This is a genomic window from Streptomyces sp. NRRL S-340, from assembly GCF_000720185.1.
GTDB lineage: Bacteria > Actinomycetota > Actinomycetes > Streptomycetales > Streptomycetaceae > Streptomyces.
The window spans coordinates 244,419-259,922 of sequence record NZ_JOIY01000014.1 but is presented as its reverse complement, the minus strand read 5'-3'; the positions used below and the strand labels follow the sequence as shown (position 1 = coordinate 259,922).

16 protein-coding genes are annotated in these 15,504 nt (G+C 72.5%); 3 read left to right on the top strand and 13 right to left on the bottom strand.

Features of this window, described 5'->3' with window-relative positions; all coding sequences use genetic code 11:
- Positions 1-47: 47 nt before the first annotated feature.
- Positions 48-1,133, bottom strand: a complete 1,086-nt coding sequence (locus IG64_RS13930) for an alkene reductase (protein ID WP_199811583.1) — start codon at positions 1,131-1,133, stop codon at positions 48-50.
- A gap of 366 nt (positions 1,134-1,499) precedes the next feature.
- Here IG64_RS13930 and IG64_RS13925 point away from each other — a divergent pair, with 366 nt between their 5' ends.
- Together IG64_RS13925 and IG64_RS13920 are read left to right on the top strand one after the other, a co-directional pair.
- The gene (locus IG64_RS13925) at positions 1,500-2,945 is read left to right on the top strand and encodes an MFS transporter (RefSeq protein ID WP_037855500.1); all 1,446 of its coding nucleotides are present in this window, start codon (positions 1,500-1,502) and stop codon (positions 2,943-2,945) included.
- Between the two features lie 117 nt (positions 2,946-3,062).
- Positions 3,063-3,923, top strand: coding sequence for a helix-turn-helix transcriptional regulator (locus IG64_RS13920; RefSeq protein ID WP_051812863.1), 861 nt, complete (start codon positions 3,063-3,065; stop codon positions 3,921-3,923).
- 139 nt (positions 3,924-4,062) lie between these two features.
- On the opposite strand, the gene IG64_RS13915 is transcribed toward IG64_RS13920, so the two are convergent.
- The 10 genes from IG64_RS13915 to IG64_RS13870 form a co-directional block, all read right to left on the bottom strand.
- On the bottom strand, positions 4,063-5,019 hold the full coding sequence (locus IG64_RS13915) for a 3-oxoacyl-ACP synthase III family protein (RefSeq protein WP_158771565.1): 957 nt from the start codon (positions 5,017-5,019) through the stop codon (positions 4,063-4,065).
- A gap of 24 nt (positions 5,020-5,043) precedes the next feature.
- Entirely contained in the window at positions 5,044-6,024 is a 981-nt protein-coding gene (locus IG64_RS13910; protein ID WP_037855498.1) for an aldo/keto reductase, read from the bottom strand.
- Positions 6,025-6,058: 34 nt separating this feature from the next.
- On the bottom strand, positions 6,059-6,613 hold the full coding sequence (locus IG64_RS13905) for a carboxymuconolactone decarboxylase family protein (protein WP_037855496.1): 555 nt from the start codon (positions 6,611-6,613) through the stop codon (positions 6,059-6,061).
- Positions 6,614-6,734: 121 nt separating this feature from the next.
- Positions 6,735-8,294 (bottom strand): FAD-dependent monooxygenase, encoded by a 1,560-nt coding sequence (locus tag IG64_RS13900; RefSeq protein ID WP_051812861.1) that lies wholly within the window; start codon positions 8,292-8,294, stop codon positions 6,735-6,737.
- A 15-nt stretch (positions 8,295-8,309) separates the two neighbouring features.
- Complete coding sequence (locus IG64_RS13895) at positions 8,310-8,603, bottom strand: putative quinol monooxygenase (RefSeq protein ID WP_037855494.1); 294 nt, start codon at positions 8,601-8,603, stop codon at positions 8,310-8,312.
- Positions 8,600-9,292, bottom strand: a complete 693-nt coding sequence (locus IG64_RS13890) for a histidine phosphatase family protein (RefSeq protein WP_078883978.1) — start codon at positions 9,290-9,292, stop codon at positions 8,600-8,602. The genes IG64_RS13895 and IG64_RS13890 overlap by 4 nt, the downstream gene beginning before the upstream one ends.
- Before the next feature lie 4 nt (positions 9,293-9,296).
- Entirely contained in the window at positions 9,297-9,560 is a 264-nt protein-coding gene (locus IG64_RS13885) for an acyl carrier protein (protein ID WP_051812857.1), read from the bottom strand.
- Between the two features lie 161 nt (positions 9,561-9,721).
- On the bottom strand, positions 9,722-10,723 hold the full coding sequence (locus tag IG64_RS13880) for a beta-ketoacyl-ACP synthase III (RefSeq protein ID WP_037855491.1): 1,002 nt from the start codon (positions 10,721-10,723) through the stop codon (positions 9,722-9,724).
- The gene (locus IG64_RS13875) at positions 10,720-11,703 is read right to left on the bottom strand and encodes an AvrD family protein (protein WP_037855648.1); all 984 of its coding nucleotides are present in this window, start codon (positions 11,701-11,703) and stop codon (positions 10,720-10,722) included. Before IG64_RS13875 ends, IG64_RS13880 begins: the two co-directional genes overlap by 4 nt.
- Positions 11,704-11,750: 47 nt before the next feature.
- The gene (locus tag IG64_RS13870; RefSeq protein ID WP_420709923.1) at positions 11,751-12,122 is read right to left on the bottom strand and encodes a hotdog fold thioesterase; all 372 of its coding nucleotides are present in this window, start codon (positions 12,120-12,122) and stop codon (positions 11,751-11,753) included.
- Positions 12,123-12,471: 349 nt separating this feature from the next.
- Between IG64_RS13870 and IG64_RS13865 the strand changes: the two genes are divergently transcribed.
- Positions 12,472-13,449 (top strand): aldo/keto reductase, encoded by a 978-nt coding sequence (locus tag IG64_RS13865; protein ID WP_037855487.1) that lies wholly within the window; start codon positions 12,472-12,474, stop codon positions 13,447-13,449.
- Positions 13,450-13,667: 218 nt separating this feature from the next.
- Here IG64_RS13865 and IG64_RS37610 read toward each other — a convergent pair whose 3' ends face one another.
- Positions 13,668-14,366 carry a helix-turn-helix transcriptional regulator gene (locus IG64_RS37610; protein ID WP_107474248.1) on the bottom strand — a complete coding sequence of 233 codons (699 nt, stop codon included), beginning with the start codon at positions 14,364-14,366 and terminating at the stop codon, positions 13,668-13,670.
- Positions 14,367-14,599: 233 nt separating this feature from the next.
- Complete coding sequence (locus IG64_RS13855) at positions 14,600-15,421, bottom strand: helix-turn-helix domain-containing protein (protein ID WP_158771563.1); 822 nt, start codon at positions 15,419-15,421, stop codon at positions 14,600-14,602.
- Between the last annotated feature and the right edge of the window lie 83 nt (positions 15,422-15,504).

Genomic DNA, 15,504 nt, shown 5'->3' with positions numbered 1-15,504 from the left:
ATGAGGGGCGCGGCGGGCACCCGGGGCCCGCCGCGCCACCGGCCCGCTCAGACCGCCTGGAGGAAGGGGTAGTCGGTGTAGCCCTCGGCGCCCGGGGAGTAGAACAGCTCCGGACGCGGTGCGTTCTCGGCGTGGCCGCCCTGCCAGCGCTCCACCAGGTCGGGGTTGGCGATGACCGCGCGGCCCACGGCCACGGCGTCGGCGTGCGCCGCCTCGATCAGCGCCACCGCCTCCTCGCGCGTGGTGGGCGAGGAGAAACCGCTGTTGGCGATCAGCTTGCCGCCGAAGCGGCGGCGCAGTTCCTGGACCAGGTCGCCGGCGGGCTCGCGGTGCAGGACGGAGAGGTACGCCAGGCCCAGCGGACGCAGCCGGTCCATCAGGTGCCCGTAAGTGGCCAGTACGTCGTCCCGGTCGGTCTCGACGGCGTCCTGGATGTTGTGCTCCGGCGAGATGCGCAGCCCGACCCGTCCGGGACCGACGGCCCCGGCCACCGCCGTCACCACCTCGGCGACGAAGCGGGCCCGGTTCTGCGGTGAGCCGCCGTACTCGTCGGTGCGCCGGTTGGCCGCCGGGGAGAGGAACTCGTGGAGGAGGTAGCCGTTGGCGCCGTGGATCTCCACGCCGTCCAGACCCGCCTCCTGGACCGCCCGGCGCGAGGCGGTGACGAAGTCGTCGAGGGCCGCCCGCGCCTCCTCGGCGGTCAGCGCGTGCGGCACCGGGTAGGGCTGCCTGCCCTTCTCCGTGTGCCCTTCGCCGTCGATCGCGACGGCGCTGGGGGCGACGACCCGGCGGCCGCCGTTGACGTCGGGGTGGGTGACCCGGCCGCCGTGCATGACCTGCATCACGATGCGGCCGCCGCGGGCGTGCACCGCCTCGGCCACCCGCCGCCAGCCGGCCACCTGCTCGTCGGTGACGATGCCGGGCTGGCCGACGAAGGCCTGTCCCTCGTGGTTCGGGTACGTGCCCTCGGTGATGATCAGGCCGAGGCTCGCCCGCTGCCGGTAGTGCTCCACCACCAGGTCTCCGGGGACGCCGCCGGCGCCGGACCGCATCCGGGTCAGGGGGGCCATGACCACCCGGTTGGCGAGTTCGAGGTCTCCCAGGGAGACGGGCGTGAAGATGTCCATGTGCATGGGCAACGGAATGCGCGTGATCAGGATTTCCGGATCCGGCCGACTGCGACGGACATCACTTCCCGATCATGTTCTTCTCCTTGCCGTACGCTCCCGGTGGACGCCGTCGGGTCCGCTGCCGTGGCGCCGGCCGCCGGGCCCCGGGTCCGCCGGGTCCGCCGGGTCCGCCGGGTCAAGGGTGGCGACGAGGGCACCGGCTGCCGCGAGGGGATCCCGGCCCGGCTCGTCGTCCCCGGGAACGGGCCGTTCACGGCCGGGGGGGCGGCGTCCGGTCCCCGCGAGGGTGGCACTGGCAGTGACAGTCTCCGCAGGAGTGCCGTCGAGGGGGATCTGGCTGGTCCGGGCCGCGCGTTCGAGGCTGGAGGCATGACAACCGCTGAAACCTCGCCGACCGTCGCACCGGAGCGCTCCGGCTCCGCGCCCGTCCGTATGACGGGCCGTCAAGTGGCCGCCCTCGTGGTGCTCCTGGCGTCGCAGTTCATGATGGCCGCCGACTTCTCCGTTCTGAACGTGGCGCTGCCCGAGGTGGGCACGGCGCTGGGCTTCTCCACCGGCTCCCTGCAGTGGATCACCACGACCTTCGCCTTGTGCGCCGCGGGCTGCACCCTGGTCTTCGGCCGGGTGGGCGACTTCGTGGGACGCCGGCGCATCTTCACCGTCGGCATGCTCGTGCTGACCGTGTCCTCCCTGATCGGCGGCCTGGCCGACTCGCCCGCGATGCTGCTGGCCGCCCGTACCCTGCAGGGTCTGTCGACCGCCGCCGTCACGCCCGCCGCGCTCGCCCTGCTCACCACCGCCTTCACCGAGCCCGCCCTGCGCACGCGGGCGCTCGGCCTGAACAGCGTGATGATGAGTTCCGGTTTCAGCGTCGGCGCGATCCTCGGCGGTGTCCTCACGGACGTGTTCTCCTGGCGCTGGGCGTTCTTCATCAACATCCCCGTGGCCCTCGCCGCGATCCTCGTCGTGCCCCTCGTCGTGGACGAGAGCCGCGCCGAGCAGCGCAGCCGGATCGACCTGCCCGGCGCCGTGCTGATCACCCTCGGCCTGTTCGCCGGGATCTACGGCGTCACCCGCGTCGGTGAGAACGGGCTCGACGCGGCGGCCGGTGCCGCCCTGATCGCCGCCGCCGTCCTGCTGGGCGCCTTCTGGGCCGTCGAGAGCCGCACGGCCGACGCCCTGGTCCCGGTGCGGGTCCTGAAGCGGCCCGACATCGCCTTCGGCAACCTGGCGGCCCTGTTCATCTTCGGCGGCGAGACCGCGTTGATCTTCTTCACCGGTCTGTACGTGCAGAACGTGCTGGGTCTGTCGTCCCTGGTGGCCGGTCTGGTCCTGCTCGGCATCGGTGTGGGCCAGATCATCGCGGGCACCGTCGGCCCCCGTCTTCTCCAGCGGGTCCCGCCGCGCACGATGCTCGGCGTGTCCCTGGCCCTCCAGGGCGCGTTCATGCTGCCGGCGCTGTGGGCGAGTGCGGACTCGCGCTGGCTGATCCCGCTGATCGCCACCCAGTTCGTCAACGCGTTCTTCTCCATGACGGCGGCCCTGTCCTTCATGGTCATCGCCACCTCCTCCGTCGACTCCGACATGCAGGGCATGGCGACCGGTATGGCCACCCAGTCCCAGCAGGTCGGCATCGCCATCGGCATCCCGCTGGTCAGCGCGGTGTTCGCGGCCACCATCGGCCAGGGCACGGTGACCGCCGCCGAGCAGCTGTCCGGCATCCACGTGGCCGTCGGCGTCGACGCGGCGTGCCAGATCGCCGTCGGCCTGCTGCTGTGGGCGGTGCTGCGGCGCAAGTCGGCCGCGCGCGGCTGACGCACCGTCCGCAGGGCGCCACGGCGGATCGTGGCGCCCTGCGGACCGCTCCGGCGGGGCCCGCGCCCCGGCCGGGACGCCGTTGCGTTCGCGGCGTGGGACTTCATAATCGGAAGGGTGGAAGACATCGTGAACACGGACCTCGGCAGCTATCTGCGGCAGATGCGCGAGCGCGTCCGGCCCGAGCAGCGGGGGCTGCGCAGCGGCGGCGCCCGGCGCGTCCCGGGCCTGCGGCGTGAGGAAGTGGCTGCGCTCGCCGGTGTCAGCCAGACCTACTACACCCGGCTCGAACAGTCGCAGACCGCGCACGCCTCCCCGCAGGTCCTGCTGTCCATCGCCCGCGCGCTGGACCTGGGTCCCGACGAGCGGGACTACCTGCTCAAGATCGGTACGCCGGTGCAGGACCCGCAGGCGCCGGCGCCCAGCGGCGACCAGGTCAGCCCGTCCACGCGGATGCTGGTGGAGTCGCTCGGCACCGTGGCGGCGGCGGTGCTGAACTACCGCTGCGACATCCTCACCTGGAACCCGCTGTTCCACAAACTGTTCGCGCCGCACCTGGGTTTCGACGCGCCCGACCGTCCGGGGCAGCGCCCCAACATCATCAAGATGAACTTCCTCGACGAGGACGTCCGCGCGCTGTACACGGACTGGGCCACGGAGTCCGAGTCGAACGTGACGTATCTGCGCTACATCTCCGGGAACCACCGGCACGACCCGCAGCTCGCCGAGCTGATCGGCGAACTGACGATACAGAGCGAGGAGTTCGCCGCGCTGTGGTGCCGTCAGCGGGTGGCCAACTGCATCGAGGGCACCAAGCTCTTCGACCATCCGGTGGTGGGTGAGCTGGAGTTGATGTACCAGTCCGCCGATCTCCAGGACGGCAACATCCTGAAGTTCTACCACGCGGAGCCCGACTCCCCGCACGAGGCGGCCCTGCGGCTGCTCACCGTGGACCTGGACCGGGTGCACCACCGCTGACCCGCGGGCGAGCCGGCGGGCGCCGGGCCCGCGGACGTCAGCCGGCGCGGTGAGCCGGCGGATGTGCGAGATGTGACAGGGGGCGGTGCCCCGGCCGTGGAAGGCCCGGGGCACCGCCCCCTCCCGTGCAACGGGCCGGCTACGTCCGCCGCAGGGCCGTCACGCCCCAGGTGAAGCCCGAGCCCGCCGTCGCCACGATCACCAGGTCACCGGACCCGATCCGGCCGTCGCGTTCCAGCTCCTCAAGAGCGGCCAGCGGGTCCGCGCCGCCGAGGTGGCCGTCGAGGCCGTACTGGAACACGCTCCGCGAGGCGTCCACGCCGAGTGCGGCCAGGTAGTCGCGGTGGGTCTCCTGGTTGCCATGGGTGACCAGGAAGTACGCCACGTCGGCGACCTGGCGCCCGATGTCCTTCAGGACCCGGTGCGTCAGGGTGGTGAAGTTGTCGAGGAACGCCTCGCCGAGCCCGTCGAGCTTGTCGCCCCGCTCGACCTTGACCTCACCGTCCTTGAGCTGCCCGTAGTACGCGTCCACCCAGCGCGGGTCGGTGTGGTGGGCGGCGCCGAGCACGTCGTACGCGGTGTGCGCGGGGTCCGCGGTCAGCAGGACGGCGGCGGCTCCGTCGGCGAAGTTGAACAGCTCGACGTAGCCGGTGCCGTACTCGACCAGCTCACTGAGCCGGTCCGCGACGACGACCAGGGCGTACTCGTGGGTGCCCGCCCGCACCTGGTCGTCGGCGAGTTTGACGGCCACCATGCCCGCGTTGCAGAAGTTGGAGACCTCGTAGCAGTGCGCGTCGGTGATCCCCAGCTCCTGCGCGATCTTCGCCGCGGGCGACCAGAAGGGGGTGCCCCACTCGCTGGAGCCCGCGTACAGGACGAGGCCGATCTCCTCGGGCCGCACCGGATTGCGCTCCAGGAGCCGGGCCGCGGCCGCGCGGCCCAGGCCCCAGGAGGTCTCGCCCTCGGCCAGCACGGAGAACTTCCCCGACGGCAGGACCCGTTCCAGTTTCCCGGGGTCCACCCCGGAGGCCCGGGCGACCTCGTCGACGCTTCGTTTTCCACCGGGCATGGCCAGCGCGTAGTCGGCTATTCCCACGGTCTTCTCCCACCTGCGGTTCGGTCAGACGTATTCGACGACGGCGTGCGGCACATAGGGCGCCTCGAGCCGCTGCGTCTCGGTGCCGTCGAGCACCAGGTCGAGCGCCGCGACCGCGTCCCGCAGGTGATGCGGGGCGGTCGCGCCGACGACGGGGGCGGTGACCGCCGGCCGGCTCAGCAGCCAGGCCAGGGCCACCTGGGCCATCGGCACGCCCCGTTCGGCGGCGATGTCCGCGACCACGCGTGCGACCGCGCGGTCGGCCTGCTCCGTGGGCCCGTAGAACCGCTCCTGGACCGGGTCGCCGGCGGTGCGGGCCGATGCGGTGTCCCAGTCCCGGGCGAGCCGCCCCCGGGCCAGCGGGCTCCACGGGGTGACGCCGACGCCCTCGGCCCGGCAGTACGGCAGCATCTCCCGTTCTTCCTCGCGGTTGAGCAGGTTGTAGTGGTTCTGCATGCTCACGAACCGCGTCCAGCCGTGCAGTTCGGCCACGTACTGCGCCCTGACGAACTGCCAGGTGTGCATCGAGGAGGCGCCGAGGTAGCGGACCTTGCCCGCGCGCACCACGTCGTGCAGGGCCTCCATCGTCTCCTCGACGGGTGTCTCGGGGTCCCAGCGGTGCACGATGTACAGGTCGATGTAGTCGGTGCCCAGCCGGCGCAGGCTCGCGTCCACCTCGCGCATGATCGCCGAGCGGGACAGGCCGCCGGACAGCGGGCTGTCGGTGAGCTTCTCGTACACCTTGGTGGCGATGACGACGTCCTCGCGCCGGGTCAGTCTGCGCACCGCCCGGCCCAGGAACTCCTCGCTGGTGCCCAGGGAGTAGATGTTGGCGGTGTCGAAGAAGTTGATGCCGAGGTCGAGGGCCTGGGCGACGAAGGGCAGGCTCTCGGCCTCGGGCAGCGACCACGGGTGGGTGCCGAGCCCGGGTTCGCCGTAGCTCATGCAGCCCAGCGCCAGCCGGGACACCTTCAGGCCGGACGAGCCCAGCCGCACGTACTGCAACGTCGTTCCTCTCGGGTCGTTCCGTGCCGGGCGGTCAGTTCGTGACCTGCTCGCGCACCTCGGTCAGGCGTCCCCAGGAGGCGATGCCCTCGTCCAGCGGGATGTCCAGGCTGGCCAGGTACATCGCGGTCATGGCGCTGTGGCCGGCCAGGTGGGTGACCTCGGCGATCTCGTTCTGCGAGTAGTGCTCCCGCAGGGCGCGGAACGCCTCCTCGCTCGCCCTGTGGTCGACCATGCAGTCGGTGACGTAGCGGACGAGCGCCGCGCGGGAGGCCGGCATCTCGTCGTAGCGGCCCTCCTCGATCGCCTGGATCTCGGCGTCGTCCAGGCCCGCCTTCTTCGCGAGCGGGTAGTGCAGCAGCCGCTCGAACTCGCTGTCGCGCAGCTTCGCCACGCGCAGCACGATCACCTCGCGGTCCAGCAGGCCGAGCAGGCCGACGGTGAAGGTGGCGCCGAGCGCGAGGTGCGCGGCGGCCGAGTCCTTGGTCAGCAGCAGCGCCCGGGTCAGGTTGGACTGGAACTTCTCGTACACCGCGCGCTGTTCGGGGGTCATGTCGGCGACTTCGGTGAGGGTGACGCGGGGGGCCATGGTGATCTCCTCGGAGGATGGTGCGGATGGTCGGGGACGGTTGCTCAGGTGGTCGCGGCGGCCCGTCGGGGCCGCCGGACTCAGGTGGTCGTGGCAGGCGGCCCGTCGGGGGCCGCCGGGTTCATGCCGGTACGGCGGTCAGGGGTGCGGTGGCGGTGGTACGCGTGTGGCGGGCCAGCGCCCGGGTCAGCGTGCGCGCGTCGGAGACGGGGTCCTCGCCCAGGACAACGACGGTGTCGAGGTGGCCGTCGGGGCGTACCACCAGGGCCTGGGCGGCGCGGCCGAGCTTGCCCAGGAGCAGGCCGGGCGGGCGGCCGCCCAGGTCGGTGAGGAGGACGCCGTCCACCCCGGCGCGCAGGGCGTCCACCGTGCGCGTCCACTGCTCGTGGCGGTACTGGAGCCCGGGCCACAGCAGGACCGTGAAGCGGTCCACGGCGAGGACGGGTTCGGTGCTCGTGGCGCGCCAGCCCAGCGGCAGCCGCTCCCCCGGCACCAGGGCGCCGCGCCGGGGCCGGGGACCGTAGTGGGTGTCGAGCTGGGCGAGCCGGGGCGCCAGGACCCTCTCCAGGGCGCCGGTCGCGGTGCCGAGGCGGTACAGGGCGTCGCGGGCCAGGATGCGGCGCCGGGTCGAGTACAGGCCGATGCGGGCGAGCCGGGTGGACAGGCCGGCCACCTCGTCGACCGCGGGGCGGCGCTCGGTGTCGTAGCTGTCCAGCAGGTCGGGACGGTAGTCGCCGCGCACCACGCCGGCCAGCTTCCAGCCCAGGTTGACGGCGTCCTGGATGCCGGTGTTCAGGCCCTGCGCCCCGGACGGGCTCATGGCGTGCGCGGAGTCCCCGGCGAGGAAGACCCGGCCGCGCCGGTAGCTGCTCGCCGAGCGGACGTGTGCGGTGAACACGCCGCTGAACCGCATGTCGCCGAGCCGGCGCGCGCCGGGCACCCGCTCGGCCAGCAGCCGTTCGAAGAAGGCGCGGTCGGGTGTGTCGCCCGTGTAGTCGTCGGGGACGCTGGCGCCGACCCGGAACACCCCGTCGCCCAGCGGCGCCAGCACCATGTTGCCGGACCGGGTCAGGTAGTACGCGGCCTCGCTGCTGGTGGTCTCGCCCAGGATCTCCGCGTCGGTGATGGCGAGCCGGGTGCGCAGGGTGCGGCCCGCGAACCGGAAGCCGAAGGCGTCGCGGACGGTGCTGCCGTAGCCGTCGACGCCGACGACCCAGTCGTAGCCGCGGGTCTCGGTACGGCCGTCGGGCAGGCGCAGCCGGCAGGTGACGCCGTGCGCGTCCTGGGTGCCGTCGAGGAAGGTGGTGTCGTAGGCGATGGTTCCGCCCAGTGCGGTCAGGTGCTCTTCGAGGATCGCCTCGGTGCGCCACTGCGGGATGGTGATGGCGAACGGATAGCCGACGCCCCGCAGCCGGTCGAACCGGACCAGGCCGATCATCTTCTTCTCGGAATAGTAGTTCATCTGGTCGAAGTAGTGACCGTTGTCGACCAGTTTCCGGCCCACTCCGACGCGGTCCAGGAGTTCCAGGACCCGGGGCCACAGGATCGTGGCGCGGGAGTGCGGGCTCTGCCTGCGGAGCTTGGAGATGACGTCGGCGCCGATCCCGTGCGCCAGCAGCTCACTGGCGAGCACCATCCCGACCGGGCCTGCCCCCACGACGAGGACGCGCGGCCGCTGCATGTCAGCCACCCCCGGTCAGGCGCCGAGCGGGCGGAGCCGGTGGACGGACGGCGGGCGGACGAAGGCGCCGTCGGTGGCCGCGAGGAAGGCGGCGACGTACTCCTGCTTCATGTGCAGGTCGATGGCGGCCTGGTCGGCCCACTCCTCGACCAGCACGATCACGTGGTCGTGCTCGGCGGACCGGAAGGCGTCGAACCGCAGCGCGCCCTCCTCCTCGCGGGTCTCGGCGCACAGCCGCGCGAAGGCGTCCGCGGCCTGCTCCGTCCGGTCCGGTACGACGTCGAAGAGGACGGTGATCTCGATGCTCATGCGGGGGTCACTTCCTGGGCGGTGAGGTCGTCGAGGGCGACGGGGGTCAGGGGTTCGCGGGAGCGGCCGGGGCCGGCGCACTCCTCGGGGGCGGCGTTCCAGTGGCGCAGGACGAGGCGGGGCCGGCCGGCCGGGGTCCACTCCGCGTCCAGGCAGAGCGCGTGGCAGGTGCCGACCAGGGCGCGGGGGGCTTCGGCCCGGTCCGCGAGCAGGGCCCGGGTCAGCAGGTTCAGGACGCCGCCGTGGGCCACCACCAGCAGCCGTCCGGCCCCGCGGTGCGCGGTGAGGATGCCGGCCAGCGCGGCGCCGAAGCGGGCCAGGGCGGCGTGTCCGCTCTCGCCGCCCGGCGGCGTGTACCCCGGGTCGGTCAGCAGCCGCCGCATCGTGGCCGGGCGGCGCCGCGCGAACTCGGCACGGTCCAGGCCGTCGAGTGCGCCGAGGTGGCGTTCGCGCAGGCCGTCGACGCGGTGGTGGGGTACGTCGAGCCGGCCGGCGGCGTACGCGGCGGTCTGCGCCGCCCGGGACAGCGGCGAGGAGTACACCGCCGCCCAGCCGCCCGGCGGCAGCGACCGCGCGGCCCGCCGCGCCTGCCGTACCCCCTCGTCGTTGAGCGGGGCGTCGGTCTGCGCCTGGAACCGGCCGGCCGCGTTGAGGTCGGTCTCTCCGTGCCGGAGCAGGACCACGCGCACGGGTTCAGACGGCGGTCGGGCCGACGGCGGCGGGAGCGCCGAGGGCCTCGACCACGCGGGCGGCCTCGTCGACGCTCTGCCCGGAGGTGAGCACGCCCTCCGATATGGAGACGCCGAGCCGCTTCTCCAGGATCAGGGACATCTCCAGCAGCGCCAGCGAGTCCACGGCCAGGTCGTCGAAGACCGTGTCCGGGGAGACCTCTTCGGCCGGGATGTCGAACTTGCCGGTGAGGATGTCGATGATCATCGTGGTCACGGAGCCGGTCATGATTCACCTTTCGCGGTGTGTGGGCGGGATGCGGGTGAAGTGTGGGCGTTCAGGAGGGTGTGCCGGTGGGTCTGACGGAGGGTGTGCAGGGGGCTGCCTGCCGGAGCGGGGAAAGCGGGTTCGCCGGTGGGTGTGCCGGTGGGCGGTGGGCCGCGCCCGGATCAGCCGGCCGGCAGATCCGGCCAGGTCAGCGTGGCCGAGCCCCAGGTGGCGCCGCCGCCGAAGGCGGTCAGCAGGACCCGGTGTCCGGCGCGCAGGGTGCCGTCGGCCAGGCCGTCGGCGAGGGCGAGCGGGACGGAGGCGGCCGACGTGTTGCCGACGTGCTCGATGTTCGTCACCGCGCGCTCCGGCGGCAGCCCGAGCTGCTCGGCCACGGCGTGGATGATGCGCGTGTTGGCCTGGTGGGCCACCAGCCGGTCCACCTGCTCGACCTGCCAGCCGGTGCGCTCCAGCACGGTGCGCGAGGACTGGGCCATGCGGCGCACCGCGGCGAAGAAGACGGACTTGCCGTCCATGCGGAAGTACCGGTCCTCGGGCCGGGGCGTGCCGCCCCGGGAACGCTCCTCGGCGCCTCCGCCCCGGACGGTGATCAGGTCGGCCAGTGAGCCGTCGCTGCCCAGGTCCACGTCCAGCACGGCACCGGGCTCCTCGCGGGTCCCGGCCCGCAGCAGTACCGCGCCGGCCCCGTCCCCGAAGATGACGGAGGTGGTGCGGTCCTCGGGGTCCAGGATGGTGCTGAAGGACTCCGCGCCGATCACCAGGACCCGCCCGGCGAAACCGGCGGTCACGGCGGCGGCACCGGCCTGGAGCGCGTAGAGGAACCCGGAGCACACGGCGGCCACGTCGAAGGCCGGCACCCCGGTCAGGCCCAGGCGGTCGGCGACGGCCGGCGCGGTGGCCGGGCAGGGGCGGTCGGGTGTGGTGGTGGCGACGATCACCAGGTCGGCGCCGTCCGCACCGGCGTTCTCCAGGGCGCGCCGGCCCGCTTCGACGGCCAGGTCGCCCGTGCTGGTGCCCGGGTCGACGACATGGCGCGTGGCGATGCCGGTGCGGGTCCGGATCCACTGGTCGGAGGTGTCCAGGTGCCGGGCGAGGTCGTCGTTGGTCACGATCCTGGGCGGTACGTGTCCGCCGACACCGGCGATCACTGCTGCTCGGGTCATGCCGCCGCACGCCCCTCGGGAAGCCGGTGGGCGACCGCCGAGCGCACCTGGAGACCGGCGAGTTCACCCGCCACGGTCAGGGTGCGCCAGGTGCCGTCCGCCTTCTCCAGCAGGCCGGCGTCGTCCAGGCGGGTGGTCACCGGGACCCGGAGGCCGGGGCGGTCCGGGCGGGAGGCGGTGAGCACGGTCTGCCGCATCCACAGGGTGTTGCTGTCCTGCCGGCGCATGCCGTCCAGGTCGTACAGCATGATCTGGGCGAGCTGGAGGGCGGTGACGAAGGCGTCGATCATCGACACCGACGGCTGGTACGCGCCTTCGAGCCCGGCGGCCGGGACCGGTGCGCCGTCCTCGTGGACGACGCTCAGCGCGGCCTCGGCCCGCAGCGCCCGGTGGTCCACCCGCACGTCGTGGATCAACTGGCGCCGGGTGGTGAACCCGGTGCCGAAGTAGCGGTCCGCGGCCGGTCCGAGCAGCTCGTCCAGGCCCGCGTGGGTGCCCGGGCGGGGCGCGGCCGCGACCGGCGCGTGCTCGATCTCGCAGCGCACCCGCATGGTGCCGATCGCGCAGTCCACCACCGACACCACGCGCGCGGGATCGCCCGCGACCGGGTCGGTGCCGCGCAGCGTCGCCCGGGCCGGCAGCCCGGCCAGGTCCTCCTGCGGGCTGCTGCCGGCCGCCATCCGCACCCTGCGCAGCCAGGCGCCGCGCAGGTCGGTGCCGGGGCCGCGCAGGCAGGCCTCGGCCAGCTGGGCGGCGACGACGAGGCCGTCGACGGTGCTGAAGTGGGGGCGCAGGTCGGTGCCGGCCGCCTTCTTCGACCAGTCGGACGGGTAGCGCACGCCCACCGAGGAGCGCGCCTGGACCGTGCCGTCCGCGACGGCGAGGGCGACCTCGCCGATGTCGTAGCCGACCCGGCGGAAGCCGCGGCCGAAGAAGCGCCGCTCGGCGGGACCGAGGTGGTCGTCTACGGACGTCGGCACGGTCGGTGCCGAAGTCGCGGCCGGCGCGATGGGGGTCGGAGTCGGGGTCATCGGTGCTCCGTTCGTCGGGAAGGGGCGAGCCGGTGCGGCGGGTCGGCCGCCGGGCGGAGTCCCGGCCGGCGGGCGCCGCGCCGGACCGCGCAGGTGAGACGTGCCGTGCAGGTGCGGTGGCCGAGGTCGTCGGTGAGGACGATCTCGTACGAGGCCGTGGTCTGCCGCTCGTCGAGGGGCCGGCACACCCCGGTGACGGTCCCCGAGGAGACCCACCGGTGGTGCGTGCAGGAGAGGTCGACGCCGACCGCGTTCCCGCCGGGGCCGGCGTGCAGGAATGCGGCGACGGAACCCAGTGTCTCCGCGAACACCGCATTCGCCCCGCCGTGCAGAATTCCGAGTGGTTGGCGATTTCCGGAAACCGGCATGGTGCCCACGACGAGTCCCGGTTCGCATCGGATTATCTCTATGCCCATCTGCCGGGTGAGTTGTTCTCCCGCGTATGAGCCGTCGACCCTTATGGGCCCGAGCATCATGTTCGGCATTGGTCTCCGTCTTTTTCCGCGGCCCGCACCGGCGGACCGACAGGAGTCAAACACGGGGGCCCGACCGCCATAAGGGGCATGGCCTGTTGCTGCCATGCCGGTGGTATGTGCGCGGTGTTCCGCGAGACTTGTGGTCCGGCGGCAACCCGCCGTCCATGTGCATGTGCTTCGGTACGCTCGGCCGTACGTCTTCGTACGGTGGATCGACCGATCAGGAAGGGAGCGCCGTCCGGTGCAGCGTGTTTCGCTCGGAGGGCTCGATGTCTCGCGCATCGGCCTGGGGGCCATGACGATGTCCGACTACTACACGGGCGCGGGCAGCGACGAGCAGGAGGCCGTCCGCACCGTGCGGCAGGCCCTGGATCTGGGGGTCGACTTCATCGACACCGCCGAGATCTACGGTCCGTTCGTCAACGAGGAACTGGTCGGCCGTGCCGTCGCCGGGCGGCGTGACGAGGTGGTCATCGCCACCAAGTTCGGGCTGGTCGCGCACGACGGCGCCGGTCCCAATGTCCTCGACAGCTCACCGGCCAATGTGCGCAAGGCGGTCGAGGGCTCGCTCCGGCGGCTGGGTACGGACCGCATCGACCTCTGCTACCAGCACCGCGTCGACCCGGGGACGCCGATCGAGGAGACGATGGGCGCGCTGGCCGAGCTGGTACGGGAGGGGAAGGTCCGGTACGCCGGGCTCTCGGAGGCCGGTGAGGACACCGTGCGGCGCGCGCACGCCGTGCACCCGGTGGCCGCGGTGCAGACCGAGTACTCGCTGTGGTCGCGCCGGCCCGCCGAGCCGCTGCTGCCGGTGCTGCGGGAACTCGGCATCGGGCTGGTCGCCTACTCGCCGCTCGGCCGCGGCTTCCTGACCGGGGCGATCCGTTCCACGGCGGAACTGGCCGCGGACGACTTCCGGTTGAGCACGCCGCGGTTCGCCGACGGCAACTTCGAGCGCAACCTGGCCATCGTCGACGAGGTGGAGGCCGTCGCCGCGGACGCCGGCGCCACGCCCGCCCAGGTCGCGCTGGCCTGGCTGCTGGCGCAGGGCGACGACGTGGTCCCGATCCCCGGCACCAAGCGCGTGGCCCGCGTCAAGGAGAACGCGGCGGCCGACGCCGTCGTCCTGAGCGCGGACCAGCTCGCCCGGCTCGACGCGCTCACGCCGCCGAGCGGCGAGCGGTACGCGGAAGAGGACCTGGCGCGGACGGGGTTGTGAGCGGGTACGCGCGTCGCCACGCCGGCCGGGACTGGAGGACACGTCCCGGTCAGAACTGAAGGACACGTCCCGGTCAGGGGCGAAGGCCACGTCCACGCCGGACATGTCGGGCGGGGCGGGAGGGCGGGCCGGGGGCACGCCCTCCCGCCCCCCGCCCGGTCACCGGTCACCGCTCACCGGCCGGCCCGGCTCGTTCCGGTGCCTCGCCCGACGGCGGGTCAGATCCACTGGCGCCGGGCCGCTTCCACCCCCGCCTGGAAGCGGCTCTGTGCGCCCATCCGGACCATGACGGCCGCGATGGTCCGGCGCACGGTGCGGACCGACAGGCCGGTGCGCCGGGAGATGCCCTCGTCGGTCAGCCCCTCGGACAGCAGTGCCAGCACCTCCCGGTCCCGGCCGGCCGGGACACCGTGCCCGGGGGCGTCCGCCGCGGCGGGCGACAGGGCCGAGCGCGCCCACACCTGGTCGAAGAGCGCCTGGTAGGCCCCGACCAGTACCCGGCCGCGCAGCAGTGTGGCCGGCGAGCCCGCCGGGCCCGGGTCCGACGGCACGACAGCGAGGTCCCGGTCGGCGACGGCCATCCACACCGGGAGCCGGGGCAGCGCCCGGACGGCCGCCCCCGTGGCGGCGATCCGCCGGATGTCGCCGGCGTAGACGGGATCGCAGCCGACGTCCGCGAGGTGCAGGGCGCGGATCCGCGCCCCGCGGCGGACCAGTTCGGCGCTCAGCGACGTGAGCCGCTCGCGCACCCGTGGGTCGTAGGGGCGCCGCGGCAGCGCGAGCCGGAACTCGCGCACCGTACGGTGGCGCAGCGTGTCGAGGAGAGAGGCCAGGGCGTCGTAGTCGGGCAGTGCCTCCAGCGTGGTGCGGGGGATCGTCCGGCGGTCGTCGGGTCTCATCGACAACTGGTTTTCCATGCCCTCATTCCACTGTGGAAATCGATACGTGGATTTAACATGGCGTTTCCTTCTGCTTCGGGAATCAGCCCTTCAAGGGAAGCCCTGCGCTGCAGGGAGAGCCCCCTTTGGGCGCGCCATGTCATCGTCGGCAGACCCAAGGGTGGAGCTGACTTGAAGTAGTGTCAAGCGGCAAAAATTTGCCGCTGTCGAGCATTCGGTTCTGTGTAATAGTGACTCCGGGGCAGGAGCCACTACGCCGGCATGAGTGCCACGAAGCGTGCTCCTGGCCGGTACGCGGGGAGGAGGACCTGGGCGGTGACAACCAGCTCGGTCTGTGAAACATGGGGGAGAGAGAGATGGAAGCGTCCGCCCTGGCGAAACGCGATGATGCGTGGCCCGGCGTCCCACAGTTCCCGGCAGTCGGAATCATTCAGGGCACTCTCCAGTAAAGCCTGGAGAGTCGCGTCTTCCGGATACCGGAAGAGCGCGAAGCGCAGTTGGGCGAGATACAGCGAAGCCTGTCGATGCCAGTCGACTATCTGCTCCCGCGACTCCGGATTCTGCAGGACCCAGCGCATGAGATTGGCCCGCGGTTCGCGGACCCAGGGGAACCACTGAACCATCAGCTCGTTGCAGGCGATGACGTTCCACGCGTGGTCGATGAGATAGGCAGGGAAATTCGACTGCGCATCGACGAACTGCTTCAGGCGGGTCATCCTGCCGTCGTCGCCGTGCGGGTGCTCCTCGTCCGACACCTCGGTCCGCCGGTACCAGTACAGCGCGGTCCGTTCGTCCGGCCCCAGGTCCAGCGCGTCGGCGAGGCTGGTCAGCGTGTCCGCGGTGAGCGGCACCTGCGCCCCGCTCTCCAGTGCCCGGTACCAGCGTTCACTGACGCCCATCCGGTGGGCGACCTCCTTCTGCGGCAGCGCCTTGGCGCGGCCCAGCCGTTCGCCGGCCTCGGCGCGCCAGGCGCGCAACAGGGCGGGAAGGTCACCGAATTCGAGCTGGAATTCATCCGGTTCCCCGCCTGCCGAAGTGGGTCCGGATATGTCGGTTTCGCTGTTTCCGGTCACGATTGCCCCCGATCGCTGCTTAATCCGAGAGTCAACTCTAACGGAGGCTTGATCGCCTCTGTCGGCTGAGCGGTGCTCAGCCG

Coding starts and splice junctions, on each gene's coding strand:
- IG64_RS37610 (WP_107474248.1), bottom strand. CDS start 14,366: ATGGAAAACCAGTTGTCGATGAGACCCGACGACCGCCGGACGATCCCC.
- IG64_RS13925 (WP_037855500.1), top strand. CDS start 1,500: ATGACAACCGCTGAAACCTCGCCGACCGTCGCACCGGAGCGCTCCGGC.
- IG64_RS13905 (WP_037855496.1), bottom strand. CDS start 6,613: ATGGCCCCCCGCGTCACCCTCACCGAAGTCGCCGACATGACCCCCGAA.
- IG64_RS13930 (WP_199811583.1), bottom strand. CDS start 1,133: ATGCACATGGACATCTTCACGCCCGTCTCCCTGGGAGACCTCGAACTC.
- IG64_RS13900 (WP_051812861.1), bottom strand. CDS start 8,294: ATGCAGCGGCCGCGCGTCCTCGTCGTGGGGGCAGGCCCGGTCGGGATG.
- IG64_RS13895 (WP_037855494.1), bottom strand. CDS start 8,603: ATGAGCATCGAGATCACCGTCCTCTTCGACGTCGTACCGGACCGGACG.
- IG64_RS13880 (WP_037855491.1), bottom strand. CDS start 10,723: ATGACCCGAGCAGCAGTGATCGCCGGTGTCGGCGGACACGTACCGCCC.
- IG64_RS13870 (WP_420709923.1), bottom strand. CDS start 12,122: ATGCCGGTTTCCGGAAATCGCCAACCACTCGGAATTCTGCACGGCGGG.
- IG64_RS13885 (WP_051812857.1), bottom strand. CDS start 9,560: ATGACCGGCTCCGTGACCACGATGATCATCGACATCCTCACCGGCAAG.